The following is a 25,732-nucleotide window of genomic DNA, read 5'->3' on the forward strand; positions in this document are numbered from 1 at the left end:
CGGCCTGAAGCGCCGAGCCGTCATGCCAGGGGGACGGCGTGCGAAGCTGACCAGGCCCACGAGGCGCAGACCGCGGCGCCGGATGACCCTCCCACGCTCCGCGCCGCTGGCTCCGGCCGAGGTGGGCGGGCTATCGTCGCCTCGGCCACCTCACTTGCCCGAAGGAGCCGTCATGGAGCCCTCCGCCGCCACGCCATCCGAGAGCACGAGCCGCTTCGGCGCCGTCCTGCTCCATCTCGGGCTCTACGTCTTCATGCTGGTCTGGTCGGTCGTGGGCCTCTTCTTCACCCGGCTCGATCCGCGCTACAGCGTGCTCTACTGGGAGGCCACGACCATCGTCTTCGCGCTGATCGCGATCGCGCGCGTGCTCGTGCGCGGCGGCGCGCGGCGCCATGTCCTGGCGCTGAAGCAGCTCGCCCACTGGGGCGCCTTTCTCGTCGCCATGCTCCTCCTGCACACGCGGCAGGTGACGAGCGTGCTCACCGACGACGCACTGGGCCTCGTCCTGCTGCTGCTCTTGGCACTCGCCACCTTCCTCGACGGCCTCTACGTCGACTGGCGTTTTTGCGTCGTGGGCGCCTTGCTCGCGATCGGGGTCGTCGTGCTGGCAGCGCTCTCGAACGTGCTCCTGATCCTGCTCCTTCTGCTGCTCGTGGGCCTCGCTGTCCTCTACTTCCTCCGCCATCTCGCCCGGGAAGAGACCGAGCCCGGCGTCTGATCCGGCGGGCTTCAGCCGCGCCTGGTCTCGAACAGAGGCTTGATGCCGGAGAGGCTGGGCGCGCGCGGCCGGTCCGGCTCGACTTCGCGCAAGGGCTCGCAAGGGGTGAGCGTCTCGCGGTATTTCCTGGCCAGCTCCTGGTACTCCCGGGTACCTGCCGCCTTCCAGGCGATCTCCTCGGGAGCGAGCGTGCGCACCACTCTGGCCGGGATGCCGGCGACGAGGGTACCTTCCGGCACCTCGAAGCCCGCCTTCACGAACGACATCGCCGCCACGAACGCGTCCTTGCCGATCACCGCCCCGTCCATGATCGTGCTGTTCATGCCGACGAGCGCGTTCCGGCCGACCCGGCAGCCGTGCAGGATGGCGCCGTGGCCGATATGGCCGTCCTCCTCGATGACGCAGTCCTTGCCGGGAAAGCCGTGCATGACGCAGTTGTCCTGCACATTGGCCCCGGCCTCGACGATCAGCCGGCCCATATCGCCGCGCAAAGAGGCGCCGGGGGCGATCAGCACACCAGGCCCGATGATCACGTCGCCGATGACGACGGCATCGGGATGGACGAAGGCGGTAGGGTCGATCACCGGCCGGATGCCGGCATAGGCGTAGATGGGCATGCGCGTCGTCTCCTATGGGTCAGGACGAGAGCCTGAGATCGGCGCTGCGGCGATAGGCGAGGAGTGCTGCCGCCAGGATCGCGGCGAGGAACAGGAAGAGCGCGCCATAGGTGCCGTCGGGGCCTGCGCCCGCGGCCCGCGCGAGCTCGACCACGACACCGCTCGCGGCCTGGATCAGCGCCGCCCCGGTGAAGCAGGCGCCGTTGAGGAAGGTGAGCCCGCGCCCGACCTCGCCCTCGGCCATGAACCGCCGCCCCTGCGCCATGAGGAGCGCGTAGGTCATGCCGGTGAAGGCGAACGCGGCGAGGAGGGCGGTGGCGAAAGCGGCCGAGCCGACCGGCACCAGCGCCAGGAGCAGGAGCATCAGGATGGCCACCGCCGTGCCCGCGAGCACGGGCTCGCGCCTGCGGTCCAGCCGCCGCTCGAGCGCGCCGTAGGCGAGTGTCCCCAGCATCATCGCGGCCGACACGACGAGAAGGGCGTTGCCGCGCTCGACCGGCCCGAGCCCGAACCGGTCGGCGAGGTAGGGTCCGGCCCACAGGCCCCTCACCGTGACCAGCACCGCATAGCCCGTGAAGCTCATCGGCACGATCGCCCACAAGGACCGGTTGCGGAGCACGGCGAGCACGCCGCCCACGGCCTGCCCCAGGCTCTCCCGGCCTTGGTGGGCGGCAGCACCCTCGGGCGCGTCGCGAACGACCAGTGCGATCAGCGCCGCCACGGCCAGGACGATCCCGCCCATGCCGAGGAACGCGCCGCGCCAGCCCAGCGCCTGCGCGGCCAGCGCCAGCGGCGTCGCGCCGATGAGCGTGCCGCCGCTGCCGATCGCGAGCAGCGTCGCGGCGAGGAACGCGAAGCGCTGCTGGTCGTAGAAGCGGGTGAGCACCACGAGCGCCCCCATGAACACCGGGGCGCAGCCGATGCCGATCAGTACCTGGCCCAGGATCGCGACACCGAGGCCGGGTGCCATGGCGAGCCCGGCGCAGCCCAGCCCGGCCGCCGCGAACAGCGCAGCCACCGTGCGGCGCGGCCCGAAGCGGTCCAGCGCCACGCCGATCGGGATCTGTGCTGCGGCGAAGGCCCAGAACCAGGCCGAGGACAGGATGCCGAGCCCGGCCGCATCCAGCCCGAGGTCGCGCGCGATCTCGGGTGCGACGACGGCGAGCGCCGTGCGGAAGAACTGGCTCAGCACGTAGGCCAGGGTCAGCACGGCCAGGGTGGGCAGCGCCGAAATCGGGGCCGCCGCGCCTCCCAGCGCCCGCATCAGCCGACCTCCGGCCGATGGAGGGGCGGCACGCTGGTGTAAGGTCGGGCATGGGTCATCCGGGGCACCTGGGCGACGGAGGGCGGCACGGAGCCTAGCGGCACCCGCCTGCCGCGTCGACCGGCGAGCCCCGGCTCAATGGCGCGTCGCCGCCAGGGCCGCCTGGGCGTCGCCGCCGTCGGCCCGGCCGAGGCCCTCGAAGTCGCCGCGCAGCGCCTTCAGCGCGTAGCGCTCCTCGTCGATCTCGCGCGCCGTGCGGAAGCCGAGCCGGCGGAAGACCTCGACCGGCGGGCACCAGCCCTGGATCGCGTGCTGCAGCAGGAAGGCGGCGACCCCGATCGGCAGCGCCAGCCAGCGCCGATCGACCCAGGCCGCGAGGGCGAGGCCCGCGAGCGCCACGCTGGCGGCGTTGGCCTCGAGCATGCGCTCGATGTCCCACTCGGCGTCGAGCTCCTCGAGACGGCGGTCGATCGTCTCCGGATGCCGGGCGTGCCAAGCGACGCTGTCGCGCGTCTGCGCGGCGATCCACGCGTTGACGTGGGCGGCGGTGTGCAGCGGAACCCGCTGCGAGGTCGCTGGCATCATCGCGAGCCTCCGATGGCGCTGTCGGTGCTGATCTGGCCGGAACCGGCACGGCCCGACTCGGTTCCCCGGGCAGGAACCACGGGGCACTCCTGCACGTTGGGCCGCTGATTCGCGCCTCTCAGGGATGAGAGCCCCCGTGACCAGCCGCCTCGCGTCTGCGCTCTGCCTGCTTCTCCTCGCCGCCTGCGCCGGCTCCGGCGCCGGCCCTTCCACCACCCCTGCAGGACGGCCCAAGACCACTGGGACCACGATGCTCGAGACGGGTGCGGCGGTGCTGCAGCCCGATGCGGCACCCCGCAGCCTCGACATCTACCTCGTGGGCTTCCACCCCATGAAGGACCGTCCCGACCACCAGATCGAGGCGCACCATTTCTGCCATCAGGTCAACGAGGACCTGGCGCAGTGCGCGCTGTTCGACGGCAGCACGGCCGGCGCCAACCTGACCGGGATCGAGTACATCGTCTCCGAGCGCCTGTTCCGGCGGCTGCCCGCGGCCGAGAGGCGCTACTGGCACCCGCACAACGGCGAGATTCTCTCGGGCCAGCTCGTCGCACCCGGCCTGCCGGAGCCGGCCGAGAAGGCGCTCATGCGCACGAAGATCAACAGCTACGGCAAGACCTGGCACACCTGGGACACGATGCAGGACCGAGGCGGCGAGCACCTGCCGCTCGGGCCGCCCGAGCTCGCCTGGTCGTTCGACCGCGACGGCGAAGTCCGGCCGGGGCTGGTCGAGGCGCGCGACCGGCGCCTGGGCATCGACACGGCGGCGAAGCGCGCCTCGCGGCAGGATCTCCTGCCGCTCGCCCGGCCGCAGGCCGGGGTGGACGCGCTGAAGGGCCGCTTCGGCCGACCGACCCGGCCGATTCCCGGCGTGGTGGACAGTGGTGAGGCACAGCCCTGACGTGGCGGGCCTGTCCGGCCACCCGCTCGCTCTGGCCTTCGCCTGGAGCGACCGCCTGCGGCGTGCCCGCGGCCGCGCGCTCGATCGCATCGGCGTCGGTCCCGACGAGACGCCGGCCGAGATCGTCCTTGCGAAGGACGGAATGCGCCTGCGCGCCTATGGCGGGCCGCCGGGCGGCCCTTCGCTCTTGATCGTTCCGGCGCCGATCAAGCGCCACTACATCTGGGACCTGACACCGGGGCGGAGCGTGGTCCGCACCGCGCTCGCGGCAGGTTTCGCCGTGCATCTCCTGGAGTGGACCGGGCCCGAAGGCGAGGCCGCGGGCTACGGCCTGGAGGAGGTGATCGAGCAGCTGATCGGTGCCGCCGCCGACCACGCCCGAGCACCTCACGATGGCGCCGTCCTGCTCGCCGGCCATTCGCTGGGCGGCACGCTCGCGACCTTGTTCGCCGCACGCCATCCCGAGCGAGTGCGGGGCCTCGTCCTGATCGAGGCACCCTTGCGCTTCGCGCCCGAGGCCGGGCGTCTCGCCGCGCTGGCCCGTGCCCTGCCGCGGGCGCCGGCACCGGTCGAGGCGGTGGCGATGGGCGCGGTGCCGGGCTCGTTCCTGAGCCTCGCCGGCACACTCGCCGATCCGGTCGAGTTCTATCCCGCCCGCTGGGGCGATGCCGTCGCCAGCGCCGGCGATCCGGAAGCGCTCGTGACCCATCTTCGCGTTCTGCGCTGGGCGCTGGACGAGCTGCCCATGCCGGGCCGCCTGTTCGCCGAGACCGCGGACCGCCTGTTCCGCGACGACGCCTTCGCCCGCGGCACCCTCGTGCTCGCGGGCGAGCGGGTCGGCCCGGAGCGCCTCGTGCTGCCGATCGCAACCGTCCTCGATCGAAGCAGCCGCCTGGTTCCGCCGGCCGCCGTCCTGCCGGTCCTCGAGCGCACGCCGGCCTCGTGGACCGTGCTCTGGCACGGGCAGGAGACCGGCACGGCGCTCCGACATGTCGGCGCACTGGTCGGCCGTCGTGCTCAGCTCGATCTTTGGCCCGGGCTCTGGGGTCGTCTCGCCGCCACGTGGGGCAGGGGCTGAGACGGGCGTGGCACGGCCGAGCTCCCTGGATCGACGCCACGCTCGCATCCGCCCTGCTCGCCCGTCCGGTACGACGCTGCGCCGTGTCGCCAAATGGGGTGGCGCCAGGGGTGAGACGAAACCGCCCGAGCCGGGCTCAGGCCTCGGGCTCGCCCGCCTCTTCCGCCGGTGTGGGGCGCGCTGCCGGCGCCGGCGCCCGCACGCTCCGGATGCGCACCACCACGTCGATCCGGTCGATCACCTTGCCCGGCGGCGGCTCGGGCAGGCGCTCGAAGCGGATCGCGTCCTCGGGCACGTCGATGATCTCGCCCGTGGACTTGTCGAAATAGTGGTAGTGCGAAGTCGGGTTGGTGTCGAAGTAGCTCTGCCCGCTGCCGGCCACCACCTCGGTCATGAGGCCGGCGGCGGTGAACTGGTGCAGCGTGTTGTAGACCGTGGCGAGCGAGACCGGGATGCCGGCGGCGCGGGCTTCCTGGAACAGCTCCTCGGCCGTGACGTGGCGCGGGCCGCCTTCGAGCAGCAGGCGGGCGAGGGCGATGCGTTGGCGGGTGGGCCGCAGCCCGCTCTCCTTGAGCTTGCGCACGGCCGTGAAGGTCGGTCGGTTGGTCAGCATGAGATCGGTGCGGGCACGCCGTTATCGGTGGTCCGGTCGGGGATTACTGCCATACCGGACTGATCTGGTCCAGATTGCCCGCTGGGTCAACCCCGAGCGTGGTCAATGACCGGTGAGGATCCGCTGCACGAGCTCCTTCACGGTCGGGATGAAGCCGTTGGCGTAGAACGGATCCTGCCGGAACTTGTAGACGTTGTGGCCGGCGAACATGAGCTGGTCCTCGACCGGCGCACCCCGGCCGTGCGCGATCTCCTGCAGCGTCTTCTGGATGCAGAACGAACGCGGGTCGGCCGGCTTGCCGGTGGTGTAGTCGTCGTGATCCTTCCAGTTGCTGAACTTGCAGTGGCTGAGGCAGCCCATGCAGTCGGCCTGGTCGCGCCGGATCCGGCGGGCGCTCTCCGGGGTCACGAAGATCAGCGTGTCGTCGGGTGTGCGCATGGGCTGGGTGAAGCCCTGGCCGATCCAGCCCTGGATCCGGGCATGGTCCTCGGCCGAGACCCACACACCGTGGCCGGTACGACCGTAGGCGAAGAACGTGTCGCGGCCGGCGGCCGGATCGGCGCTCTCGGAGAACGCCACCTGGCGCTCGGAGCGCTCGACCAGATCCTGCAGGAAGCGATTCTTGACGGCCGAGGAGTAGAATCCGGTCGGGCTGAAGCGGTGCAGCAGTACGTCGCCCGGCAGGAGCTCCAGAAGCCGCTTCTTCCAGCTCTCCGGGATCGGACTCTCCTTGGTGAGCAAGGGCCGGGTGCCGAACTGGAAGGCGATGGGCCCCAGATCCTTGTTGCCGATCCAGTCCTTCCAGTCCTTGAGGTGCCACACCCCGCCCGCCATCACGATCGGGATGTGGCCGAGGCCCATCGAGCGCATCAGCTTGCGTATCTCGAGCACGCGCGGGAACGGTGCTTCCGGCTGTGTCGGGTCCTCGCTGTTGGAGAGGCCGTTATGGCCGCCCGCGAGCCAGGGATCCTCGTAGACCACTGCCCCCAGCCAGTCCTGGAACTTGTGATAGGCACGCTTCCAGAGCGCGTTGAAGGCGCGAGCCGAGGAGACGATGGGGTAATAGTGCACGCCGTAGCGGGCGCAGATCTCGGCGAGCCGGTAGGGCATGCCCGCACCACAGGTCACACCGTGGATCAGGCCCTTGGCCCCCTCGAGCACGCCCTGCAGCACGCGCTCGCAGCCGCCCATCTCCCAGAGTACGTTCATGTGGATCCGGCCCTCGCCGGCACGAGTCTCGTGCGCGAGGCGGGCCTGGCTGATGCCGCCCTTGATCGAGTAGGCGATGAGCTCCTCGTGCCGCTCCCGCCGGTCGCGGCCGCGGAAGACGAGAGGGATGTACTCGCCATTGTCGTCGAGCGCGTCCGGGTTGACGCCGGAGAACGTGCCGACCCCACCGGCCGCGGCCCAGGCACCGGCCGAACGGCCGTTGCTGACCGCGACACCCTTGCCGCCCTCCACGAGAGGCCAGACCTCGAGGCCGGACATCATCATGGGCTGCACGATGCTCATCAAACCACTCCCCAACGCCCGAAGCGTTGCCTGCCGGCAGCGGGGCCGCCGCCGGCGACGCACGACGATCAGCCTTCCCTGCCACCTGTCATGAGGCTACTCGCTGCGCTCGCGCCGGCGACGGAAGCCGCCCTCGCGCTCGCGGTACTCGCCACGATCCCGATCACCCCGATACTCGCCCCGTTGTTCGCCGCCCTCGCGCGGCGGCCGGGGCCCCTCGCCCCGCGGCGGACGCGGCGCCACCTCGAGCGGCTCGCCGGTCTGCTGGTCGACGGCGCGCATGCTGAGCTTGATCTTGCCACGATCGTCGATCGCCAGGACCTTGACCTTCACCGCGTCGCCTTCCTTGACGACGTCCGAGACCTTGCCCACCCGCTCGTTGCTGAGCTCCGAGATGTGGACGAGGCCGTCGATGCTGCCCAAGATGGTGACGAACGCACCGAAGTCCACCACCCGCGCCACCTTGCCGTCGTAGATGGCGCCGACCTCGGGGCTCGCGGTGAGGCCGCGGATCCAGTCGATGGCGCGCTGGCTCGCGAGCGCGTCGGCGGATGCGATCTTGACCGTGCCGTCGTCCTGGATGTCGATCTTGGTGCCGGTGCGCTCGGTGATCTCGCGGATCGTCTTGCCGCCCGAGCCGATCACCGCCCCGATCTTGTCGACCGGAATCTGGATCGTGGTCACGCGCGGCACGGTCTCGCGCATCTCGGGACGCGGGATGCCCAAAGCCTTCGCCATCTCGCCCAGGATGTGGATCCGGCCCTCGCGCGCCTGGTTCAGCGCGATCTCCATGATCTCGGGCGTGATGCCGGCGATCTTGATGTCCATCTGCAGCGAGGTGACACCCCTCTCGGTGCCGGCCACCTTGAAGTCCATGTCGCCCAGATGATCCTCGTCGCCCAGGATGTCGGAGAGCACGGCGAAGCGCTCGCCTTCCTTGATCAGGCCCATGGCGATGCCGGCCACCGGCCGCGGGATCGGCACGCCCGCGTCCATGAGCGCGAGAGAGGTGCCGCAGACCGTGGCCATCGAGGACGAGCCGTTGCTCTCGGTCACCTCGGAGACGACCCGGATCGTGTAAGGGAAGCTGTCCTTGGGCGGCAGCAGCGGTCGCGTGGCGCGCCAGGCGAGCTTGCCGTGGCCGATCTCGCGCCGTCCCGGCGAGCCCAGGCGGCCGACCTCGCCGACCGAGAAGGGCGGGAAGTTGTAGTGGAGCATGTAGTGCTCGCGGATGTCGCCCTCGAGCGCATCCACGACCTGCTCGTCCTGGCCGGTGCCCAGCGTCGCGACCGCGAGCACCTGCGTCTCGCCGCGCGTGAACAGGGCCGAGCCGTGCACCCGCGGCAGCACGCCGACCTGGGCCTCGATCGGGCGCACCGTCTTGACGTCGCGCCCGTCGATGCGACGGCCGGTGTTCAGGATCTGGCTGCGGACGACCTCGGCCTCGAGCTGCTTGAACAGCTCGGCGACCAGGACGGCGCGGTTCACGTCCTCGCCGGCGTGGGTCTCGAGGGCCTGCGCCTTCAGAGCATCGATCTTCTCGTGCCGGAGCTGCTTCTTCGGCTCGGCATAGGCCTCGCGCAAGGCCGCCTCGAGATCGCGGCGCATCGCGGCGACGAGCTCGCTGTGATCGGGCTCCTCGAGTTCCCAGGGCTCCTTCGCGCACGCTTGCGCGAGATCGATGATGAGGTCGATCACCGGCTGGAACTGGCGATGGCCGAACATCACCGCGTTCAGCATGGTGGCTTCGGCCAGCTCCTTGGCCTCGGACTCCACCATCATCACCGCATCGCGCGTGCCGGCGACGACGAGGTCGAGATCGCTCCTTCGGGTCTGCTCGATCGTCGGGTTCAAGATGAACTCGCCGTCGATGTAGCCGACGCGCGCGGCACCGATCGGCCCGAGGAAGGGAATGCCACTGATGGTGAGCGCCGCCGAGGCCGCCACCATGGACAGGATGTCGGGATCGTGCTCGCCGTCATGGGCGAGCACGGTGACGATGACCTGGGTCTCGTTCTTGAAGCTGTCGGGAAACAGCGGCCGGATCGGCCGGTCGATCAGGCGGGAGGTCAAGGTCTCCTTCTCGGAAGGCCGGCCCTCGCGCTTGAAGAAGCCGCCCGGGATCTTGCCCGCGGCGAACGCCTTCTCCTGGTAGTTGACCGTGAGCGGGAAGAAGCCCTGCCCCGGCTTCACGCTGCGGCTCGCCACCACCGTGGCCAGCACGACCGTCTCGCCGAGAGAGGCGAGCACCGCACCGTCGGCCTGGCGGGCCATCCTGCCGCTTTCCAGGACGAGCTTGCGTCCGCCCCAGGTCGTTTCCTTGCGTGTGATCGTGAACATCGAACGTACCTTATGTGGGCGGCGGCATCGATACCGCCGCGGCGAGCGACGGAGCGCACGTCGGAATCGGGCACGAGCGCTCGAGCCTCACACGGAGGCCCCGGCGGCCCGTGCCTTCGGGGGCGGCCTCGATCCTCGGCGCGCTCCGTCGCTGCATGCCTTTCAGCTCAGCGGCGCAGGCCCAGACGCTCGATCAGCGCCTGGTAGCGCGCCTGGTCGTTGCGGCGCAGATAGTCGAGAAGACGACGGCGCTGGCCGACCATCATCAACAGGCCGCGCCGCGAGGCGAAATCCTTCTGATGCGTCTTGAGATGCTCGGTGAGGCCCGAGATCCGCTCGCTGAGCAGCGCCACCTGGACCTCGGGCGAGCCGGTGTCGCCCTCGTGGGTGGCATATTCCTTGATGAGCGTCTGCTTGCGCTCGGCCGTGATCGTCATTCGCGGTTTCCAATCGGCATCGGGCTGCTCTGAAAGACACGCACCGGGCTCAGCTCCATGTTCTCGAGGCGTGCGAGGGCGACGAGCTCGCCCGCACGCATCGCCCGGACCGTGACGGGCTCCTGCAGCACCTCGCCCAGAAGGGCGGGGGCGATGCGGACGGCCAGTCCGGACCGGAGCCGGTGCGCCTGCGGTTCCGTGACGGCCAGCGCCGGGATGCCGACCAGCGCGGTCGCCACGGGAACCAGAACCTGCGGCAGGGTATCGTCCTCGACGATCCGAGCCAGCGCATCGAGCGAAAGGGCGTTCTCGACCGAGAAGGCGCCGACCTCGGTGCGCCGCAGGGCCGCGACATGGGCATAACAGCCCAAGGCCAGCCCGAGATCCCGGGCAATAGCCCGGACATAGGCGCCCTTGCCGCAGCTCATGCGGAAATCGGCATGATCGGCATCGGGCCGTCCGACGAGCTCGAGCTCGTCGATCCTGACCTCACGCGCGGCGAGCTCCACGACCTCGCCGCGGCGCGCGATGTCGTAGGCGCGCTCGCCCTGCACCTTCACGGCGGCAAAGCGCGGCGGAACCTGCTGGATCAGGCCCAGGAACCGCGGCAGCGTCGCACGGATCGCTTCGTCCGTGGGCCGCGCCTCGCTGAACGCGATCACCTCGCCCGTGGCGTCGTCGGTGTCGCGCTGCTCGCCGAAGCGCAGGCGGAATTCGTAGGCTTTACGGGCGTCCATGACGTAGGCGACGGTCTTGGTCGCCTCGCCCATGGCGATCGGCAGGATCCCGGTGGCGAGCGGGTCGAGCGTGCCGCCGTGGCCCACCTTCTGGGCGTGCGTCAGGCGCTTGACCACGTTGACCACGTGGGTCGAGGTCATGCCTTCCGCCTTGTCGATCACGAGCCAGCCGTTGATCGGCCGACCGGTCGGCTTACGCCGCGCCATCGTCGTCGTCCTCGTCGTTCTGGTGCGGCAGGCGCGCGTCGCGCAGCAGCTCGTCGATGCGCGCCGCCTGCGCAAAGGTCTCGTCGGCGACGAAGCGCAGCTTCGGCGCGTACTTGAGATGCATCTCCCGAGCCAGCCAGCCACCGAGATGGGCGGCCGCGTGCCGCAGCGCCTCCGCCACCTCGGGGTCGAGACTTCCCCCGAGCTCGGCCGTGTACACGGTGGCACTCTTGAGGTCGCGGCTCACCCGCACCTCGGAGATGGTCAGACTCCGCCCCCGAAGACGCGGGTCGTGCAGATCACCTCTGAGCAGACGCTCCGCCAGGAGATGGCGCATCTGCTCGGCGACCCGGAGCTGCCGCTGGGAGAGTTCCGTACCGCTGCCCCGGCTCATGGCCGCCCTCCGTGCGGAGAGCCGGCCATGAGGGGAGAGCTTCTCTTCATCGGGCTCGCATGGCTGCGAGCGAGGTCCCGGTCGATCACAGCGTACGCGCGACCTCTTCGATCTCGTAGGCCTCGATCACGTCGCCCTGGCGGATGTCGTTGTAGTTCTCGATCGACATGCCGCATTCGAAGCCCTCGCGCACCTCGCGGACATCGTCCTTAAAGCGCCGCAGCGAGCCCAGCACGCCGTCGAAGATCACGACATTGTCGCGCAGGAGCCGGGCACGGGCGTTCCGCTTGATCACGCCGTCCGTGACCATGCAACCGGCGATCTTGCCGACCTTGGGCACGTTGAAGATCTCACGGATCTCGGCGTGGCCCAGCGTGACCTCCTTCGCCTCGGGCTTCAGCATGCCCGAGAGCATGCCCTTCACCTCGTCGAGGAGCTCGTAGATGATCGAGTAGTAGCGAATCTCGACCCCGTCGCGCTTGGCCATCTCCCGCGCCTGAGCGTTGGCCCGGACGTTGAAGCCGAGGATCACCGCCTTCGAGGCCGCAGCGAGCGTCACGTCGGATTCGGTGATGGCACCGACGCCGCCGTGGAGCACGCGCACCTTGACCTCCTCGGTGCTGATCTTCTCGAGACCGGCCGTGATCGCCTCGAGCGAGCCGTGCACGTCGGACTTGACCACCACCGGCAGCTCGCCCGTCTCGCCGCTCCTGAGCTGCGAGAACATCTCCTCGAGCGAGCCACGAGCACCCGTGGCCACGACCTGCGCCTGATCACGCCGCTTGCGCTGGCGGTACTCGGTGATCTCGCGCGCCCGCTTCTCGCTCTCGACCGCGACGAGCAGGTCGCCGGGCTCGGGCACGCCGTCGAGACCCAGGATCTCGACCGGCATGGCGGGGCCCGCCTCCTCGACCGATTGGCCGCGATCGTTGAGGAGCGCTCGCACGCGCCCCCACTGCGAGCCCGCGACCACGATGTCGCCGACCCTGAGCGTGCCGCGTTGGACGAGCACGGTCGCCACCACACCACGACCGCGATCGAGCTTGGCCTCGATGATGGTGCCGTGTGCCTCGCGGTTCGGGTTCGCCTTGAGATCGAGCAGCTCGGCCTGGAGCTGCACGGCCTCGATCAGCTTGTCGAGGTTGATGCGCTTGGTGGCGCTCACCGGTACGCCGAGCACGTCGCCGCCATAGTCCTCGAGCACGACGTCGTGGTTCAGGAGCTCCTGCTTGACACGCTCGGGGTTGGCGTCCGGCTTGTCGATCTTGTTGATCGCCACCACGATCGGCACTTTCGCCGCCTTGGCGTGGCTGATCGCTTCGATCGTCTGCGGCATGACACCGTCGTCGGCCGCCACCACGAGGATGACGATGTCGGTCACCGACGCACCGCGGGCGCGCATCGCCGTGAAGGCAGCGTGGCCCGGCGTGTCGATGAAGGTCACCGGCCGGCCGGAGCCGATATCCACCTGGTAGGCACCGATGTGCTGCGTGATGCCGCCCGCCTCCTTGGCCGCCACGTCGGTGGCGCGGAGCGCATCAAGGAGCGAGGTCTTGCCGTGGTCGACGTGGCCCATGACGGTCACGATCGGCGGCCGCGGCACGAGGCTCTCGGGCGCGTCCTCGGCACCTTCGAGCCCTTCCTCGACATCGGCCTCGCTCACGCGCTTCACCTTGTGCCCGAACTCCGCCACGACGAGCTCCGCCGTGTCGGCATCGAGCATCTGGTTGATGGTGGCAAGGATGCCGTTCTTCATCAGCACCTTCACCACCTCGGCACCGCGCACGGCCATGCGGGCGGCGAGATCCTGCACCGTGATGGTCTCGGGCAGCACGACTTCACGCACAACGAACTCGGAGGCGCCGGCCATCTGCCGCCGCTCGCGCTCGCGCTGGCGGCGGAGCGCGGCGAGACTCGGCCCGCGCCGCTCGTCCAGCTCGACGTCGCCGCCCAGGACCAGCCGATCCAGGCGCTTGGGCACGGCCTCGCGCTCGGGGCGCCGCAGGGTGGGCCGCTTCTCGACCTTGCCGCCGCGCGCCTTGCGCCGCTCCTCGGTACCTTCCTCGTCGAGCTCCTTGGCCGCGACCTTGCCGCCGGCACGCTTGGGCGCTTCGGCCGCCGCGGTCTTGGCGCGGCGCGCGGCCTCGCCCTCGGCACCGGCACGAACGGACTCGCTCTCCTTCTGCTTGCGCTCCTCCTCGGCCAGCAGCTTGGCGGCGAGCTCCTCGGCGCGCTTCCTGGCTTCCTCCTCCTGGCGGCGGCGCGCCTCCTCCTCGGCCTTGCGCTTGGCGGCGGCCTCCTCCTCGGCGCGACGACGCGCGGCCTCCTCGGCCATGCGGCGGGCATTCTCCTCGGCCCGGGCGCGAGCCTCCTCCTCGGCCTTGCGCGCAGCGCCGAGGGCGCGCAGGCGAACCGCCTTCTCCTCTTCGGTGAGCGGCTTCAGCACCATCGGCCGACGACCGGCGGCACCGGCAGCGACAGCACGTGCGTCCTGCGACCGGGTGCCGGGGCGGGCGGGCGGCGCAGCGCTGCCCGGACGTGCAGGCTGCCCGGGGGCGCCGGTGCGCAGGCTGCCCGTCGCTCCTGCCGGCCGGGGCGGCGGCGGCGCCGTCATTCTCGGGCCCGGACGGGGAGCCGCCGGTTGCGGCTGAGCGGGCGGCTGGGACTGGAAAGCCGGCGCGGCGGTCGGGGTGGCCGGCGCCTCGGCGGCGGATACGGGCGCGATGGGTGCAGTGGGCGCTGCGACGGGCTCGGCTGCTGGCGGCTGCTCGACGCGCGCCGTCGCCGGAGCCGCGGATGCGGGCGCCGGGATCTCGGCCGATGCAGAGACTGCAGGCAGGGTCGCGGGCGCCTCGGCCTCGGCGGCCGACGACGTCTCGGCCGGCGCAGGAGGCGACACCGGCGCGGGCGTGGCCGGCGCTCGAGCCGCCGGCGGGGTCGTCGGCGGCTGGGCCACTGCCGGCGCAGCCGGAGGCTCCGCCGCTGCGGGGGTGGGTGGGGTGATCGGACGCGCCTGGACGGGCGCTGCCGGGGGCGCCGCCGGTGCGGGACGCGGCGGGGTCGTCGGCGGTGTGGTAGCCGCCGGACGATGCGCCACGCCGGCCGGTCGCGCCTCGGCGGCCGCCGGCCGTGCCGGCGCCGCCGTCGGGGCCGTCGTGCCGGCGGCCGGCGCCGTGTGCGGTCGCACCGGGGTCCGGGTCTTCTTGACTTCCACTGCTACCGGCTTGCTGCGGCCGTGGCTGAAGCTCTGCCGCACCATCCCGGTCTCGACGGTCTTCTTCAGCTCGAGCTTGCCTCCCGTGGGACGGGAGAGGCCGATACGAGCCGTACGATCCTGGCCCTTACCGTCGCTCATGTGCGGGATGCGCCCTCTTCTACTGCGTTGCTGACTGCGTCATGCCCGAAGGGCATGCTGAACTCCCGAAAACCTTGCAGCCGTCCGAGCTCCCGGAGCAGCCGCTGGGCGAGCCCGCCCCTGGCGATGGCGATGTGAACACTCTCCTCCCGGCCGACCGCGGCACCCAGTTCGTCCCGCGTGAAGGGATCGAGCACCGGAACGCCGCGCGCCAACGCTTCGATCTTCCGCCGACCCTCGACACCGCCGTCACGGGCAGTGAGGACGAGAGCACACCGGCCGCTCCTCAGCCATTCCGCGCACTTGTCGAAGCCCGCGACCAACTCGCCGGCGCGGCGCGCCAAGCCCACGACGTCGAGGCAGCGCCGCGCCAGCATCCGCCCGACCTCCTCGACGAGGTCGACATCGGCTCTGACACGCCTGCGCGCCGCCTTCGCGAAGTGGTTACGGGCGAGCGCTTCTGCAAGGGTGCGGCGGTCGGCGCCGACCCACATGCCGCGGCCGGGCAGCCGTTCGGCGAGGTCGGGAACCAGCCGGTCGTCCGGGCCCAGCACGAAGCGGATCATGCGCTCGGCGGGACGCGCCGTCCGGGTCGCGACGCAGCGCCGCGTCGGGCCGGCCCTGCCCTCAGGCTCGACGACGATGCCGCCCTCGGTGCTGCCTTCTGGGGTGAGTTCGCCGATGGTCAGGCCCCCTCCCCGCTGGCGACAGGCTCGCCCGCCTCGGCATCCTGGGGTGCTGCGCTCGGGGCCTCGATCCAGCCCAGGCGCACCCTGGCGTCCATGATGATGTCCCCGGCCTCTTCGGCGGTGAGGCCGGCCGCGGGCACGAGCTCGACCAGCTCGTCGCCCGCGAGGTCGGCGAGGTCCTCGAGCGACTTGATGCCCTTCCTGCCGAGCTCGACGATCACCGGCAGCTCGAGGCGGTCGTAGTCGAGCAGATCCTGGGCGATGCCGAGCGCCTGCGCCTCGGCGCGCAGGTTCTGCTCCTGCTCCTCAAGGAAGGCCTGGGCACGTTCCTTGAGCGCTTCCGCGATCTCCTCGTCGAAGCCCTCGATCTCGGCCAGCTCCTCGGTCTCGGTGTAGGCGACGTCCTGCACCGAGGTGAAGCCTTCGGTGACGAGGAGTTGCGCGATCACCTCCTCGACGTTCAGGCTTTCCATGAACATCTCGGTGAGCTCGCGGAACTCGCGCTGACGCCGCTCGCGGTCCTGACTGTCGGAGACGATGTCAATGTCCCAGCCGGTGAGCTGCGAGGCGAGGCGCACGTTCTGGCCGCGCCGGCCGATCGCGATGTGCTGCTGCTGGTCGGGGACGATCACCTCGATCCGCTTGGCCTCGGGGTCGAGCACGACCTTGCTGACCTCGGCGGGCGCAAGCGCATTCACCACGAAGGTGGCGGGGTCGGGCGACCAGGGAATGATGTCGACCTTCTCGCCGCCGAGCTCCTGCACGACGGCCTGCACCCGACTGCCGCGCATGCCCACGCAGGCACCCACGGGGTCGATCGAGCTGTCCTTCGAGACCACGGCGATCTTGGCGCGGGAGCCGGGGTCGCGCGCGCAGGCCTTGATCTCGATGATGCCATCGTAGATCTCCGGCACCTCCTGCTCGAACAGCTTCGCCATGAAGCCCGGATGGGTGCGGGAGAGGAAGATCTGAGGGCCTCGCGTCTCGTGGCGCACGTCGTAGAGATAGGCGCGAATCCGGTCCTTGGGCCGGAACAGCTCGCGCGGGATCAGCTCGTCGCGGCGCACGATCGCCTCGGCCCGGCCGAGATCGACCAGCACGTTGCCGTGCTCGACCCGCTTGACCTCGCCGACGACGATCTCGCCGATCCGATCCTTGTATTCATTGTACTGCCGCTCGCGCTCGGCCTCGCGCACGCGCTGGACGATGACCTGCTTGGCGCTCTGCGCGGCGATGCGGCCGAGGTCGATCGGCGGCAGGGGATCGTAGATCTGGTCGCCGATCTGGGCCGCAGGATGGCGCGCCTGCGCGTCCTCGAGGCTGATCTGGCGGGTGTGGTCCTCGACCGGATCGGCTACCTCGAGCACGCGCCAGAGCTTGATGTCGCCGGTGCGGCGGTCGATCTCGGCCTTGATCTCGTGCTCGAGGCCGTATTTACGGCGCGCCGCGGTCTGGACGGCCTGCTCCATGGCGTCCAGCACCTCCTCGGCGGAGATGCCCTTCTCCTGCGCCACCGTCTCGGCGACGCGCACCAGCTCCGCGCGTCCCAGGGTCGAGCTCGTGTCCATCGTGCGACGTTCCTTGCCTTCGCCCTCAGTCCTGCCCGGCCACCACGCTCTTGAGCAACGCTTCCGAAAGCGTCAGCTTGGCCTTCTTGACCGATGCGAACGGGATCTTGATCAGCTCACCCTTCTCCTGCTCGACCAGCACCGCGTCCTCGCCCTCGTCGAGCCCGCGCACGATGCCGTGGAAGCGCTTCCTGCCCGCGACCGGCTCCTCGGTCTCGAGCTTGGCCTCAAAGCCGGCGAAGCGGACGAAATCCTGACGCCGGACCAGAGGCCGGTCGATGCCGGGAGAGCTCACCTCGAGCGTATAGGCGCCTGCGATGGGATCGGCCACATCGAGGACGGCCGAGATCGCATGGCTGATCTCGGCGCAGTCGTCGACGGTCATCCGGCGGGCACGGTCGATCGGCTCGGCCATGACCTGCAGTGTCCGCCGCGTGCCGCCAACCATCCGCACCTGCACCAGCTCGAAGCCCATGTCGCGGAGAGTCGGCTCGATCAGTTCGGCTACCTCGTTAAAGGAAGTCACCCCTATGCTGAAGGCAACGCAAAAAGAGCGGGCTCCCGCCCACTCTCCACATGCGTCTGCCGAGAGAGGATGTGGCCGTAATATGGCCGCTTCGGGGGGGCAGCGCAAGCCGATTCGGCACGTTCCGGCGCACGGAATCGATCAGGCCGCGGAGACCCGCTCGAAGCGGAGGAAGACCGGCCGGCGCCCGGCCCGGAGCGCCTTCTCCTCGTAGCGCGTCGGCGGCCAGTCGGCCGGGCGCTCCCGCCAGTCGGCAGCCCGCTCGGCGAGCCAGGCGAAGCGCTGCTCGGCCAGCATCGTCGCCAGCATCCAGCGGACATAGCCGGGATCGTCGCTGGCGAGCCGCAGCTCGCCGCCTGCCCGCATCACGCGAGCGAGCTCCGCCACCGTCACGGGATTGACGATGCGGCGCTTGTGGTGGCGCGCCTTCGGCCAGGGATCGGGAAAGAGAACGAAGGCGCGCTCGATCGAGGCGTCGGGCAGCGCCTCGAGGAGAAGGCGCGCGTCGTCCATGAGCACGCGGACGTTCCCGAGCCCGCGCGCATCGACTGCGTCAATCAGCCGCGCCACGCCGTTGAGGAACGGCTCGACCCCGAGAAAGCCGACATCGGGATGGGAAGCGGCCTGCTCGGCGAGATGCTCGCCGCCGCCGAAGCCGATCTCGAGCCAGATCGCCCGCGGCGGCCGCACGAACAGAGAGAACGGATCGAGCTCGTGGCCGGGCCCGACCGTGAAGCCCAGTGCCGGCAGCCGCTCCTCGAGCAGTCGCCGGCGCGCGGGCCGGAGCTTCGGCCCCTGGCGGCGGCCGTAGAGGATCCGCCGCCGCGGCTGCCGGTCCTCGTCGGTCGCCGCCTCGCTCATCTCAGTTGAAGGCCCGCCGGAGCTCGTCGGCGAGGTCGGTCTTCTCCCACGAGAAGCCGCCATCGGCCTCGGGGGCACGGCCGAAATGGCCATAAGCCGCGGTACGGGCGTAGATCGGGCGGTTGAGCTGGAGATGCTCGCGGATGCCGCGGGGGCTGAGGTTCATGATCTCGTTCAGGATCTTGCCCAGGCGCAGCTCGTCCACCTCGCCCGTGCCGTAGGTGTCGACGTAGATCGAGAGCGGCTTCGAGACGCCGATGGCGTAGGAGAGCTGGATCACGCACTTCTTGGCGAGACCCGCCGCCACGACGTTCTTCGCGAGATAGCGCGCGGCGTAGGCCGCCGAGCGGTCGACCTTGGTCGGGTCCTTGCCCGAGAAGGCACCGCCGCCGTGCGGGGCGGCACCGCCATAGGTGTCGACGATGATCTTCCGGCCGGTGAGGCCGGCATCGCCGTCGGGGCCGCCGATCACGAACTTGCCCGTGGGATTGACGTAGAACTCGTCCTCGGGGCACATCCAGCCCTCGGGCAGGACCGCTTCGACGTAGGGGCGCACGATCTCGCGGACGTCGGCGGGGCTCAAGCCCTCGAGGTGCTGGGTCGAGAGCACGACCGAGGTGGCGCCCACCGGCCGGCCGTCGACGTAGCGCAGCGTGAACTGGCTCTTCGCGTCGGGGCCGAGCTCGGGCAGCTTGCCGGCGTGGCGGTCCTCGGCGAGCCGGCGCAGGAGCTCGTGGGCGTACTGGATCGGGGCCGGCATGAGGGCGGGGGTCTCGTCGGTGGCGTAGCCGAACATGATGCCCTGGTCGCCGGCACCCTCGTCCTTGTTCTCACCGGCGTCGACACCCCTGGCGATATCGGGGGACTGCTCGTGGAGCAGCACGTCGATCCTCGCGTTGTGCCAGTGGAAGCCTTCCTGCTCGTAGCCGATCCGCTTGATCGCCATCCGCGCGGTGTGGGCGATCAGCTCCGGCGTGATCCGGCTCCTGGGTCCCGGCCGCACCTCGCCCGCGATCACGACGCGGTTGGTGGTGGCGAGCGTCTCGCAAGCGACGCGGGCGAAGGGATACTCGGCAAGGAACAGGTCGACCACCTCGTCGGAAATGCGGTCGCAGACCTTGTCGGGATGCCCTTCCGAGACCGACTCGCTCGTGAACAGATATTCGGTAGCAGCCATAGACCGAGGCGCTCCTGAAAGAGGGAGGAAGCTTGTCGCACCACAGCGAAACGACGCCAGCACTCGCGCAGCATCGGGCCAGCCCGCGGCAGGCGGGCGGCTGCGGCCTATAGCACGCCCGACGCGGCAGGGGTCAAGGGTCCGCCGTGCCGTGCGCGCCGTCGCGGTCGAACGCAGCCGCCAGGGCGCGGGCGAGCTCGAGCAGGCGGCGGCGCACCTGCGGGTCGCCGATACGGCGGAACGCGCGCACGAGCTCCTGCATCTCGCGACCTTCCGCCGCGACGGCGTCCGCGGACTGCGCCAGAGCCGCGTCGAACAGGAAGGCAGCCGCTCCTTCTTCGAGGCCGGCGGGAAGGCTCGGAATGCTCGCGGCCGGCATCCCGTCCTCGAAGAAGTAGGCCACCGGCACCTCGAGGATGCGACTCAGCGCGTGCAGCCGGCTCGAGCCGATGCGATTCACGCCGCGCTCGTACTTTTGGATCTGCTGGTAGCTCACGCCCAGGAGCTCGCCGAGCCGCTCCTGGCTGAGGCCCAGCATGGTGCGCCGCTGGCGCAACCTCTGGCCGACCTGCACGTCGGTAGGATGGGGAAAGCCGCTCACCCGCGCTGCCGCCTCAACTGGACCCGGCTGGACGATCGGGCCGCCGGTCAACCCAGAAGCTAAGAGCGGCCACCGCCAGGAGCAAGGCCGGAAGCAGCAGCGGGCCGGCCCGGCGTGCGGGCGAGGCTCGCGGGAGCGCTCCCGGCAGCACCGCATCGATGGCGCCGGACACATCGAGGCCGAGCCGGTGCAGTACCCGGCCGTAAGCGTCGGTCACGACCGAGATGCCGGTGTTGGCGGCGCGCACCAGCGGCAGACCTTCCTCGATCGCGCGCATCCGCGCCATGGCGAGGTGCTGGAAGGGACCGGAGCTCTCACCGAACCAGCCGTCGTTGGTGATGTTGACGATCCAGGCCGGCCGCTCGCCGGGAGCGGTGGCATCGTCGGGGAACGCGGCCTCGTAGCAGATCAGAGGGCTCGCCGGCGGCAGGCCGTCCGGAAGCGGCAGGGTGACGCGGCCCTCGCCCGGCACGAAGTCGATGGTGCCCTCGGTCAGCTTCTTGAGGCCGAGCCCGCCCAAGATGCCGCGCAGCGGCAGGAACTCGCCGAATGGAACGAGATCGACCTTGTCGTAGCGTGCGGTGACCGTGCCGGTGTCGTCGACGACGAACAGGCTGTTGTTGGCGACGGGCGGCTCGCGCCCGAGATCGTAGCGATCCCCGCCGGCCAGCAGCGCGCCGCCCTTGGGCGCGACCTTGCCCATCCAGGCGCGCACCTCGGGCTCGCTCTCGATTCCATAGGGCACGGCACTCTCGGGCCAGACGACGATCTGCGGCGGTGGACCGTCTTTTGGGACCGAGAGCTCGAGATGACGGCGGAACCAGGCGAGCCGGAGCTGCGGGTCCCATTTGTGATGCTGCGCCACGCTCGCCTGCACCACGCGGATCCGCACGCCCGTGTCGGGCGGCGGCGCGGCCGTGGCGAGGCGGAAGGCGCCTGCGCCCATGACGAGCAGCGTGAAAAGGGCCGGAGCCGCCAGCGCCAGCCGGCGCTGCCGGGGCGGGGCCGGCAGGAACAGAGGTGCCGCCAGCGCTGCCGCCGTGACGGTGAGAAGGCTCAGGCCGTAGGTGCCGGTATAGGCCACCACCTGGAGCGTAGGATCGCTCACGGCCCAGACGATGGCGATCGGGTTCCAGGGGAACTGCAGGCCCCAGCTGCCGCGCAAGGGCTCGGCCAGTGTCCAGAGCGCCGCGAAGGCGAGGGCCAGCGCCTCGACCCGGCGCCAGCGGCGAAGTGCCGTGAGCGCGGCGGCAAGGCCTGCCGTGAGCCCGAGGCCGAGGCAGAGCAGGAGGACGGCCGGAACGGCCAGCGCCCCGAACTGCTCGGCATCGACGAAGAAGGCGATGGCGACCCAGTAGAGGCCGACCGCGAAGAAGCCGAAGCCGAAGACCGTCCCTTGGTAGAAGGCCGCGAACGGTCGCGGCCCCGCCCGCCACAACAGGGCGACGAGGACGGCGAAGCCCAAGAGTCCCGGCAGAAAGTAGACCGGCGGCAGGGCGGCGGCCACGGCCATTCCGGCGAGCAGCGCGGCGAGCGTAGGGTATCGTTCGAGCCAAGCTCGCTTCATCGAGGTCTGCTCTCGCTGGAATCGCCGGGGCTCAGCCGAAGCGCTCGCGATCGCCCGCCTCGGGCTCGGCCACCGGCCGCCGCCGGATGCGCACCCGCTTGATCCGGCGCGGATCGGCATCCAGCACCTCGAACTCGAGGCCGCTCGGGTGCCGCACGATCTCGCCGCGGGACGGCACGCGGTCGACCAGCGTGAAGATCAGCCCGCCCAGCGTGTCGACCTCGTCGCGCTCCTCCTCGCCGAGCAGCGGGAAGCCCAGCTTCTCCTCGAGCTCCTCGAGATCGAAGCGGCCGTCGGCATCGATGGTGCCGTCAGGATTCTCGACGAGCTGCGGCTGGGCGGCCCGCTCGTGCTCGTCCTCGAGCTCGCCCACGAGCTCCTCGACCAGATCCTCGATCGAGACGAGACCGTCCGTGCCGCCGAACTCGTCGATGACGACCGCCATCCGGTTCCGGGTCGCGCGCATCTCGAGCAGGAGGTCGAGCACGCGCATGGAGGGCGGAACGACGAGCACGGGCCGCATCACCTTCTCGAGCGAGAAGTCCTCGCCGTCGCCCCAGAACGGCAGCAGGTCCTTGATGTGGACGATGCCGAGCACGTCGTCGAGATTGTCGCGGTAGACGAGGAGGCGGGAATGGTTCGCGGCCTGCATCGCGCGCACCACGTCGCGCAGGGAGCTGCTCACCTCCACACCCTTGATGTCGGCGCGCGGAACCATGACGTCGTCGACGCGCAGCTCGCCGAAGCCGAGCGCGTTCCTGACGATCTCGCGCTCCTCCTCGCTCAGCGCCGTGGCACCTTCCTCCTCGGCCTCGGCGATCAGCTCCTCGAGTGCATCCCGCAGGCCGCTCTCCTCGTTGTCGCTGCGCCAGGTGAGCTCGCGCACGCGGCGGAGCAGCGATTCGATCAACGAGGGCGGATGCGGTTCTCGTCTCGCCAGCTGCTTCATGCCACCGCCTCCGTGCGGTACGGGTCGGCGATGCCCAGCCGTGCCAGGATCGCGACCTCGCGCGCCTCCATCCGCCGGGCCTCGTCATCCTCCTCGTGGTCGTAGCCGAGGAGATGGAGCGTGCCGTGCACGAGGAGATGGGCGAGGTGGTCGGAAAGCGGCTTGCCTTCGGCCTCGGCCTCGCGGCGGGTGGTCTCGAGCGCCACCGCGATGTCGCCCAGGAGGGCAGACAGGCCCGGATCGGGCGCCACATCGTTCCCGGTCGGGAACGACAGCACGTTCGTCGGCGCGTCCTTGCCGCGATAGGTCCGGTTGAGCTCCCGGATCGCCGCATCCCCGGTCAGCAGCACGCTGACCTCGCCGCCCGCGGGCACGGCCTCCTCGGCCAGAACGGCGGCGATCACGCGCCGGCAAAGCCCCTCGGGATCGGTGACGGCCGTGTGCCAGGCCTCGGCCTCGACCGCCACCTCGATAGTATGGCTACTGTCGTTGTCCATCGCTCGAAGACGTCGCCTCCCCATCCGGGGCGCGGTCCGCTTCCTCCTTCGCTTCGGCGGCAGGCCGGGCCGCCTGTTCGTAGGCGTTGATGATCTCGCTCACGAGCGGGTGGCGGACGACGTCCTTCTGGTCGAACCGCACCAGGCCCACGGCCTTGAGCGAACGAAGCTTGGCCACGGCGTCGCCGAGACCGGATGGCATGCCCGGCGGCAGATCGCTCTGCGACGGATCGCCCGTGATCACCATCCGCGAGTTCTCGCCCAGCCGGGTCAGGAACATCTTCATCTGGGACGGGGTCGTGTTCTGCGCCTCATCGAGGATGATGTAGGCGTTGCTCAGCGTGCGTCCGCGCATGTAGGCGAGCGGCGCTATCTCGATCTGGCCGGTCTCGATCCGCTGCTCGAGCTTCCCCTCCGGCAGCATGTCCTGCAGCGCGTCGTAGAGCGGGCGCAAGTAAGGATCGACCTTCTCCTTGAGGTCGCCCGGCAGGAAGCCCAGGCGCTCGCCCGCCTCGACCGCAGGCCGGGACAGGATGATCCGGTCGATGCGGCGCTGCTTCAGGAGCGAGACTGCCATGGCGACGGCGAGATAGGTCTTGCCGGTGCCGGCGGGCCCGAGGGCGAAGACGAGATCGTGCCGCTCGAGCAGGCGCATGTAGGCCGCCTGGTTGGGCGAGCGGGGGGCGATCAGCCGCCGGTCGGTCCTGAGCACGAGATCGTTGGCGCCGGCGCCACCGTTGCCCTGGGCGGCACCGCCCGTTGCCATCCGCAGGGCCGCGTCGACCTCGTCGCGGCCGACGATCCGCCCCTTCTTGAGCTGGGCGTAGAGGTCCTCGAGCACGGTCGCGGCCGTGCGGACCTCGCCTTCGCTCTCGCCTTGGATGAAGACCTCGTTGCCGCGGGTCACGATGCTGACCGGGAGCTTCTGCTCGATGCGCGCCAGGTTGAGATGGTGCTGGCCGAAGAGGAGCGCGCAGGCGGCGTTGTCGTCGAAGCGCATGCGGTGGCTGGAGCCCCGAAGATCGGGGAGAGGGGCAAGAGTGGTCAGGCGTGTGCCTCCTTCTGGGCCATGGCCTGCAGGGTCACCGTGACGCCCGCGAGGCTGTGCGGATGACACTCGGTGATCGTGACCGGCACGAGATCGCCGATGCCGAGCCCTTCGCCAGCGGCGACATGAACCGCCTGGAGATAGGGCGTGCGGCCGACGAGCTGGCCGGGATGGCGGCCGGGCCGCTCGAGCAGCACCGGCAGGGTGCGCCCGACGCAGGCCGCATTGAAGGAAGCGGCCTGGGCCTCGAGCAGTTCCTGCAGGACCCGCAGACGCTCCGCCTTGACGGGCTCGGCCACCTGCTTGCGCATGCCGGCGGCCGGGGTGCCGGGCCTGGCGCTGTACTTGAAGGAGAAGGCCTGAGCGAAGCCCACGTCCCGTACGAGCGCCAGCGTCGCCTCGAAGTCTTCCTCGGTCTCGCCGGGAAAGCCGACGATGAAGTCGGACGAGAGCGCCAGATCCGGCCGTGCCGCGCGCAAGGCGTCGACCACGCGGCGATAGTCGTCCGCGGTGTATTTCCGGTTCATGGCCTCGAGCACCCGATCCGAGCCCGACTGGACCGGCAGGTGCAGGAAAGGCATGAGCTGCGGCACTTCTCCATGCACCCGGATCAGGTCCGCATCCATGTCGCGAGGATGCGAGGTGGTGTAGCGGATGCGCTCGAGGCCGGGGATCTCGGCGAGCTGCCGGATCAGCCGGGCGAGGTTCCAGATCGTCCCGTCCGGGCTCTCGCCGTGGAAGGCGTTGACGTTCTGGCCGAGCAGCGTGAGCTCGCGGGCACCGGTGGCAACGAGTGCTCCGGCCTCGCGCAGGATGTCGGCCACGGGCCGGCTCTGCTCGGCGCCGCGCGTGTAGGGCACCACGCAGAAGGTGCAGAACTTGTCGCAGCCTTCCTGGATGGTGAGGAAGGCCGACACACCACCCGCCGCGAGGTCCTGCGGCAGCTCGTCGAACTTGCTCTCGGCCGGGAAGTCGGTGTCGATCACGGCACCCGTCTCGCGTGCGCGGCGGGCGAGGAGCTCCGGCAGGCGGTGATAGGCCTGCGGCCCGACGACGATGTCGACGAAGGGCGCCCGCTCGACCAGCAGCTCGCCCTCGGCCTGGGCGACGCAGCCCGCGACCCCGAGCAGCATGTCGCGGCCGGTGCGGCGCTTGCGGCTGTCGCGGAGCTGGCGCAGGCGGCCGAGCTCGGAGAAGACCTTCTCCGCCGCCTTCTCGCGGATGTGGCAGGTGTTGAGGATGACGAGGTCGGCGTCGTCCGGGCTCTCGGCCGGCTCGTAACCGTGATGCGCCAGAGCATGCGCCATACGATCGGAATCGTAGACGTTCATCTGGCAGCCATAGGTCTTGATGAAGAGTTTCTTGGTCACGTCGGCGCGGCGGTCAGCGATCTGCATGCCTGCGATCACATAAGGAGCCGGGGTGGACGTTCAAGCCACCCGAGGGGCAGGCAGAGGCGGGAGGTCGGGGAAGGCAGCGCCAATCGACTTG

The 25,732-nt window shown here is 70.4% G+C and carries 24 protein-coding genes; 3 read left to right on the forward strand and 21 right to left on the reverse strand.

Annotated features, from left to right (window positions below; genetic code table 11):
• Positions 1–172: 172 nt before the first annotated feature.
• Positions 173–718, forward strand: a complete 546-nt coding sequence (locus tag U1T56_RS17465; RefSeq protein WP_418160773.1) for a hypothetical protein — start codon at positions 173–175, stop codon at positions 716–718.
• An 11-nt stretch (positions 719–729) separates the two neighbouring features.
• Here the strand turns inward: U1T56_RS17465 and U1T56_RS17470 are convergent, their stop codons facing one another.
• The 3 genes from U1T56_RS17470 to U1T56_RS17480 all read right to left on the reverse strand — a co-directional run bounded on the left by U1T56_RS17470 (position 730) and on the right by U1T56_RS17480 (position 3,184).
• Complete coding sequence (locus tag U1T56_RS17470) at positions 730–1,335, reverse strand: phenylacetic acid degradation protein PaaY (protein WP_418160774.1); 606 nt, start codon at positions 1,333–1,335, stop codon at positions 730–732.
• A 19-nt stretch (positions 1,336–1,354) separates the two neighbouring features.
• Entirely contained in the window at positions 1,355–2,599 is a 1,245-nt protein-coding gene (locus U1T56_RS17475) for an MFS transporter (protein ID WP_418160775.1), read from the reverse strand.
• 135 nt (positions 2,600–2,734) lie between these two features.
• Positions 2,735–3,184 carry a YgaP-like transmembrane domain gene (locus U1T56_RS17480; protein WP_418160776.1) on the reverse strand — a complete coding sequence of 150 codons (450 nt, stop codon included), beginning with the start codon at positions 3,182–3,184 and terminating at the stop codon, positions 2,735–2,737.
• A gap of 124 nt (positions 3,185–3,308) precedes the next feature.
• Here U1T56_RS17480 and U1T56_RS17485 point away from each other — a divergent pair, with 124 nt between their 5' ends.
• Positions 3,309–4,085, forward strand: coding sequence for an OBAP family protein (locus tag U1T56_RS17485; protein WP_418160777.1), 777 nt, complete (start codon positions 3,309–3,311; stop codon positions 4,083–4,085).
• Positions 4,069–5,163: an alpha/beta fold hydrolase gene (locus tag U1T56_RS17490; RefSeq protein WP_418160778.1), complete on the forward strand. Its 1,095-nt coding sequence runs from the start codon at positions 4,069–4,071 to the stop codon at positions 5,161–5,163. The genes U1T56_RS17485 and U1T56_RS17490 overlap by 17 nt, the downstream gene beginning before the upstream one ends.
• A gap of 136 nt (positions 5,164–5,299) precedes the next feature.
• Here the strand turns inward: U1T56_RS17490 and irrA are convergent, their stop codons facing one another.
• The 18 genes from irrA to miaB form a co-directional block, all read right to left on the reverse strand.
• Entirely contained in the window at positions 5,300–5,776 is a 477-nt protein-coding gene (irrA, locus tag U1T56_RS17495) for an iron response transcriptional regulator IrrA (protein ID WP_418160779.1), read from the reverse strand.
• Between the two features lie 102 nt (positions 5,777–5,878).
• Positions 5,879–7,288, reverse strand: a complete 1,410-nt coding sequence (locus U1T56_RS17500) for an NAD(P)H-dependent flavin oxidoreductase (RefSeq protein ID WP_418160780.1) — start codon at positions 7,286–7,288, stop codon at positions 5,879–5,881.
• A 96-nt stretch (positions 7,289–7,384) separates the two neighbouring features.
• Positions 7,385–9,628, reverse strand: coding sequence for a polyribonucleotide nucleotidyltransferase (gene pnp, locus U1T56_RS17505; protein ID WP_418160781.1), 2,244 nt, complete (start codon positions 9,626–9,628; stop codon positions 7,385–7,387).
• 167 nt (positions 9,629–9,795) lie between these two features.
• Positions 9,796–10,065, reverse strand: a complete 270-nt coding sequence (gene rpsO, locus U1T56_RS17510; protein ID WP_418160782.1) for a 30S ribosomal protein S15 — start codon at positions 10,063–10,065, stop codon at positions 9,796–9,798.
• Positions 10,062–11,009: a tRNA pseudouridine(55) synthase TruB gene (gene truB, locus U1T56_RS17515; RefSeq protein WP_418160783.1), complete on the reverse strand. Its 948-nt coding sequence runs from the start codon at positions 11,007–11,009 to the stop codon at positions 10,062–10,064. The genes rpsO and truB overlap by 4 nt, the downstream gene beginning before the upstream one ends.
• On the reverse strand, positions 10,996–11,403 hold the full coding sequence (gene rbfA, locus U1T56_RS17520) for a 30S ribosome-binding factor RbfA (RefSeq protein WP_418160784.1): 408 nt from the start codon (positions 11,401–11,403) through the stop codon (positions 10,996–10,998). Before rbfA ends, truB begins: the two co-directional genes overlap by 14 nt.
• Positions 11,404–11,488: 85 nt before the next feature.
• Positions 11,489–14,758 carry a translation initiation factor IF-2 gene (gene infB, locus U1T56_RS17525; protein ID WP_418160785.1) on the reverse strand — a complete coding sequence of 1,090 codons (3,270 nt, stop codon included), beginning with the start codon at positions 14,756–14,758 and terminating at the stop codon, positions 11,489–11,491.
• On the reverse strand, positions 14,755–15,519 hold the full coding sequence (locus U1T56_RS17530; protein ID WP_418160868.1) for an RNA-binding protein: 765 nt from the start codon (positions 15,517–15,519) through the stop codon (positions 14,755–14,757). Before U1T56_RS17530 ends, infB begins: the two co-directional genes overlap by 4 nt.
• Positions 15,444–17,015 (reverse strand): transcription termination factor NusA, encoded by a 1,572-nt coding sequence (nusA, locus tag U1T56_RS17535; protein ID WP_418160786.1) that lies wholly within the window; start codon positions 17,013–17,015, stop codon positions 15,444–15,446. The genes U1T56_RS17530 and nusA overlap by 76 nt, the downstream gene beginning before the upstream one ends.
• A gap of 25 nt (positions 17,016–17,040) precedes the next feature.
• Complete coding sequence (gene rimP / locus U1T56_RS17540) at positions 17,041–17,541, reverse strand: ribosome maturation factor RimP (protein ID WP_418160787.1); 501 nt, start codon at positions 17,539–17,541, stop codon at positions 17,041–17,043.
• A gap of 141 nt (positions 17,542–17,682) precedes the next feature.
• The gene (gene trmB, locus U1T56_RS17545) at positions 17,683–18,402 is read right to left on the reverse strand and encodes a tRNA (guanosine(46)-N7)-methyltransferase TrmB (protein ID WP_418160788.1); all 720 of its coding nucleotides are present in this window, start codon (positions 18,400–18,402) and stop codon (positions 17,683–17,685) included.
• Position 18,403: 1 nt separating this feature from the next.
• On the reverse strand, positions 18,404–19,579 hold the full coding sequence (metK, locus tag U1T56_RS17550; protein ID WP_418160789.1) for a methionine adenosyltransferase: 1,176 nt from the start codon (positions 19,577–19,579) through the stop codon (positions 18,404–18,406).
• A 133-nt stretch (positions 19,580–19,712) separates the two neighbouring features.
• Complete coding sequence (locus tag U1T56_RS17555; RefSeq protein ID WP_418160869.1) at positions 19,713–20,117, reverse strand: helix-turn-helix domain-containing protein; 405 nt, start codon at positions 20,115–20,117, stop codon at positions 19,713–19,715.
• Positions 20,118–20,193: 76 nt separating this feature from the next.
• Positions 20,194–21,747, reverse strand: a complete 1,554-nt coding sequence (gene lnt / locus U1T56_RS17560) for an apolipoprotein N-acyltransferase (protein ID WP_418160790.1) — start codon at positions 21,745–21,747, stop codon at positions 20,194–20,196.
• A gap of 31 nt (positions 21,748–21,778) precedes the next feature.
• Complete coding sequence (locus U1T56_RS17565; protein WP_418160791.1) at positions 21,779–22,696, reverse strand: hemolysin family protein; 918 nt, start codon at positions 22,694–22,696, stop codon at positions 21,779–21,781.
• Entirely contained in the window at positions 22,693–23,193 is a 501-nt protein-coding gene (gene ybeY, locus U1T56_RS17570) for an rRNA maturation RNase YbeY (RefSeq protein WP_418160792.1), read from the reverse strand. The genes U1T56_RS17565 and ybeY overlap by 4 nt, the downstream gene beginning before the upstream one ends.
• Positions 23,177–24,193, reverse strand: a complete 1,017-nt coding sequence (locus tag U1T56_RS17575) for a PhoH family protein (protein WP_418160793.1) — start codon at positions 24,191–24,193, stop codon at positions 23,177–23,179. The genes ybeY and U1T56_RS17575 overlap by 17 nt, the downstream gene beginning before the upstream one ends.
• 44 nt (positions 24,194–24,237) lie before the next feature.
• The gene (gene miaB, locus U1T56_RS17580; RefSeq protein WP_418160794.1) at positions 24,238–25,638 is read right to left on the reverse strand and encodes a tRNA (N6-isopentenyl adenosine(37)-C2)-methylthiotransferase MiaB; all 1,401 of its coding nucleotides are present in this window, start codon (positions 25,636–25,638) and stop codon (positions 24,238–24,240) included.
• Positions 25,639–25,732: the final 94 nt, after the last annotated feature.

Origin of the sequence: Benzoatithermus flavus (assembly GCF_037908215.1) — a bacterium.
GTDB lineage: Bacteria > Pseudomonadota > Alphaproteobacteria > Geminicoccales > Geminicoccaceae > Benzoatithermus > Benzoatithermus flavus.

Coding starts and splice junctions, on each gene's coding strand:
- U1T56_RS17465 (WP_418160773.1), top strand. CDS start 173: ATGGAGCCCTCCGCCGCCACGCCATCCGAGAGCACGAGCCGCTTCGGC.
- U1T56_RS17470 (WP_418160774.1), bottom strand. CDS start 1,335: ATGCCCATCTACGCCTATGCCGGCATCCGGCCGGTGATCGACCCTACC.
- U1T56_RS17475 (WP_418160775.1), bottom strand. CDS start 2,599: ATGCGGGCGCTGGGAGGCGCGGCGGCCCCGATTTCGGCGCTGCCCACC.
- U1T56_RS17480 (WP_418160776.1), bottom strand. CDS start 3,184: ATGATGCCAGCGACCTCGCAGCGGGTTCCGCTGCACACCGCCGCCCAC.
- U1T56_RS17485 (WP_418160777.1), top strand. CDS start 3,309: ATGAGAGCCCCCGTGACCAGCCGCCTCGCGTCTGCGCTCTGCCTGCTT.
- irrA (WP_418160779.1), bottom strand. CDS start 5,776: ATGCTGACCAACCGACCGACCTTCACGGCCGTGCGCAAGCTCAAGGAG.
- U1T56_RS17500 (WP_418160780.1), bottom strand. CDS start 7,288: ATGAGCATCGTGCAGCCCATGATGATGTCCGGCCTCGAGGTCTGGCCT.
- pnp (WP_418160781.1), bottom strand. CDS start 9,628: ATGTTCACGATCACACGCAAGGAAACGACCTGGGGCGGACGCAAGCTC.
- rpsO (WP_418160782.1), bottom strand. CDS start 10,065: ATGACGATCACGGCCGAGCGCAAGCAGACGCTCATCAAGGAATATGCC.
- truB (WP_418160783.1), bottom strand. CDS start 11,009: ATGGCGCGGCGTAAGCCGACCGGTCGGCCGATCAACGGCTGGCTCGTG.
- rbfA (WP_418160784.1), bottom strand. CDS start 11,403: ATGAGCCGGGGCAGCGGTACGGAACTCTCCCAGCGGCAGCTCCGGGTC.
- infB (WP_418160785.1), bottom strand. CDS start 14,758: ATGAGCGACGGTAAGGGCCAGGATCGTACGGCTCGTATCGGCCTCTCC.
- nusA (WP_418160786.1), bottom strand. CDS start 17,015: ATGGACACGAGCTCGACCCTGGGACGCGCGGAGCTGGTGCGCGTCGCC.
- trmB (WP_418160788.1), bottom strand. CDS start 18,402: ATGAGCGAGGCGGCGACCGACGAGGACCGGCAGCCGCGGCGGCGGATC.
- metK (WP_418160789.1), bottom strand. CDS start 19,579: ATGGCTGCTACCGAATATCTGTTCACGAGCGAGTCGGTCTCGGAAGGG.
- U1T56_RS17555 (WP_418160869.1), bottom strand. CDS start 20,117: ATGCTGGGCCTCAGCCAGGAGCGGCTCGGCGAGCTCCTGGGCGTGAGC.
- lnt (WP_418160790.1), bottom strand. CDS start 21,747: ATGAAGCGAGCTTGGCTCGAACGATACCCTACGCTCGCCGCGCTGCTC.
- U1T56_RS17565 (WP_418160791.1), bottom strand. CDS start 22,696: ATGAAGCAGCTGGCGAGACGAGAACCGCATCCGCCCTCGTTGATCGAA.
- ybeY (WP_418160792.1), bottom strand. CDS start 23,193: ATGGACAACGACAGTAGCCATACTATCGAGGTGGCGGTCGAGGCCGAG.
- U1T56_RS17575 (WP_418160793.1), bottom strand. CDS start 24,193: ATGCGCTTCGACGACAACGCCGCCTGCGCGCTCCTCTTCGGCCAGCAC.
- miaB (WP_418160794.1), bottom strand. CDS start 25,638: ATGCAGATCGCTGACCGCCGCGCCGACGTGACCAAGAAACTCTTCATC.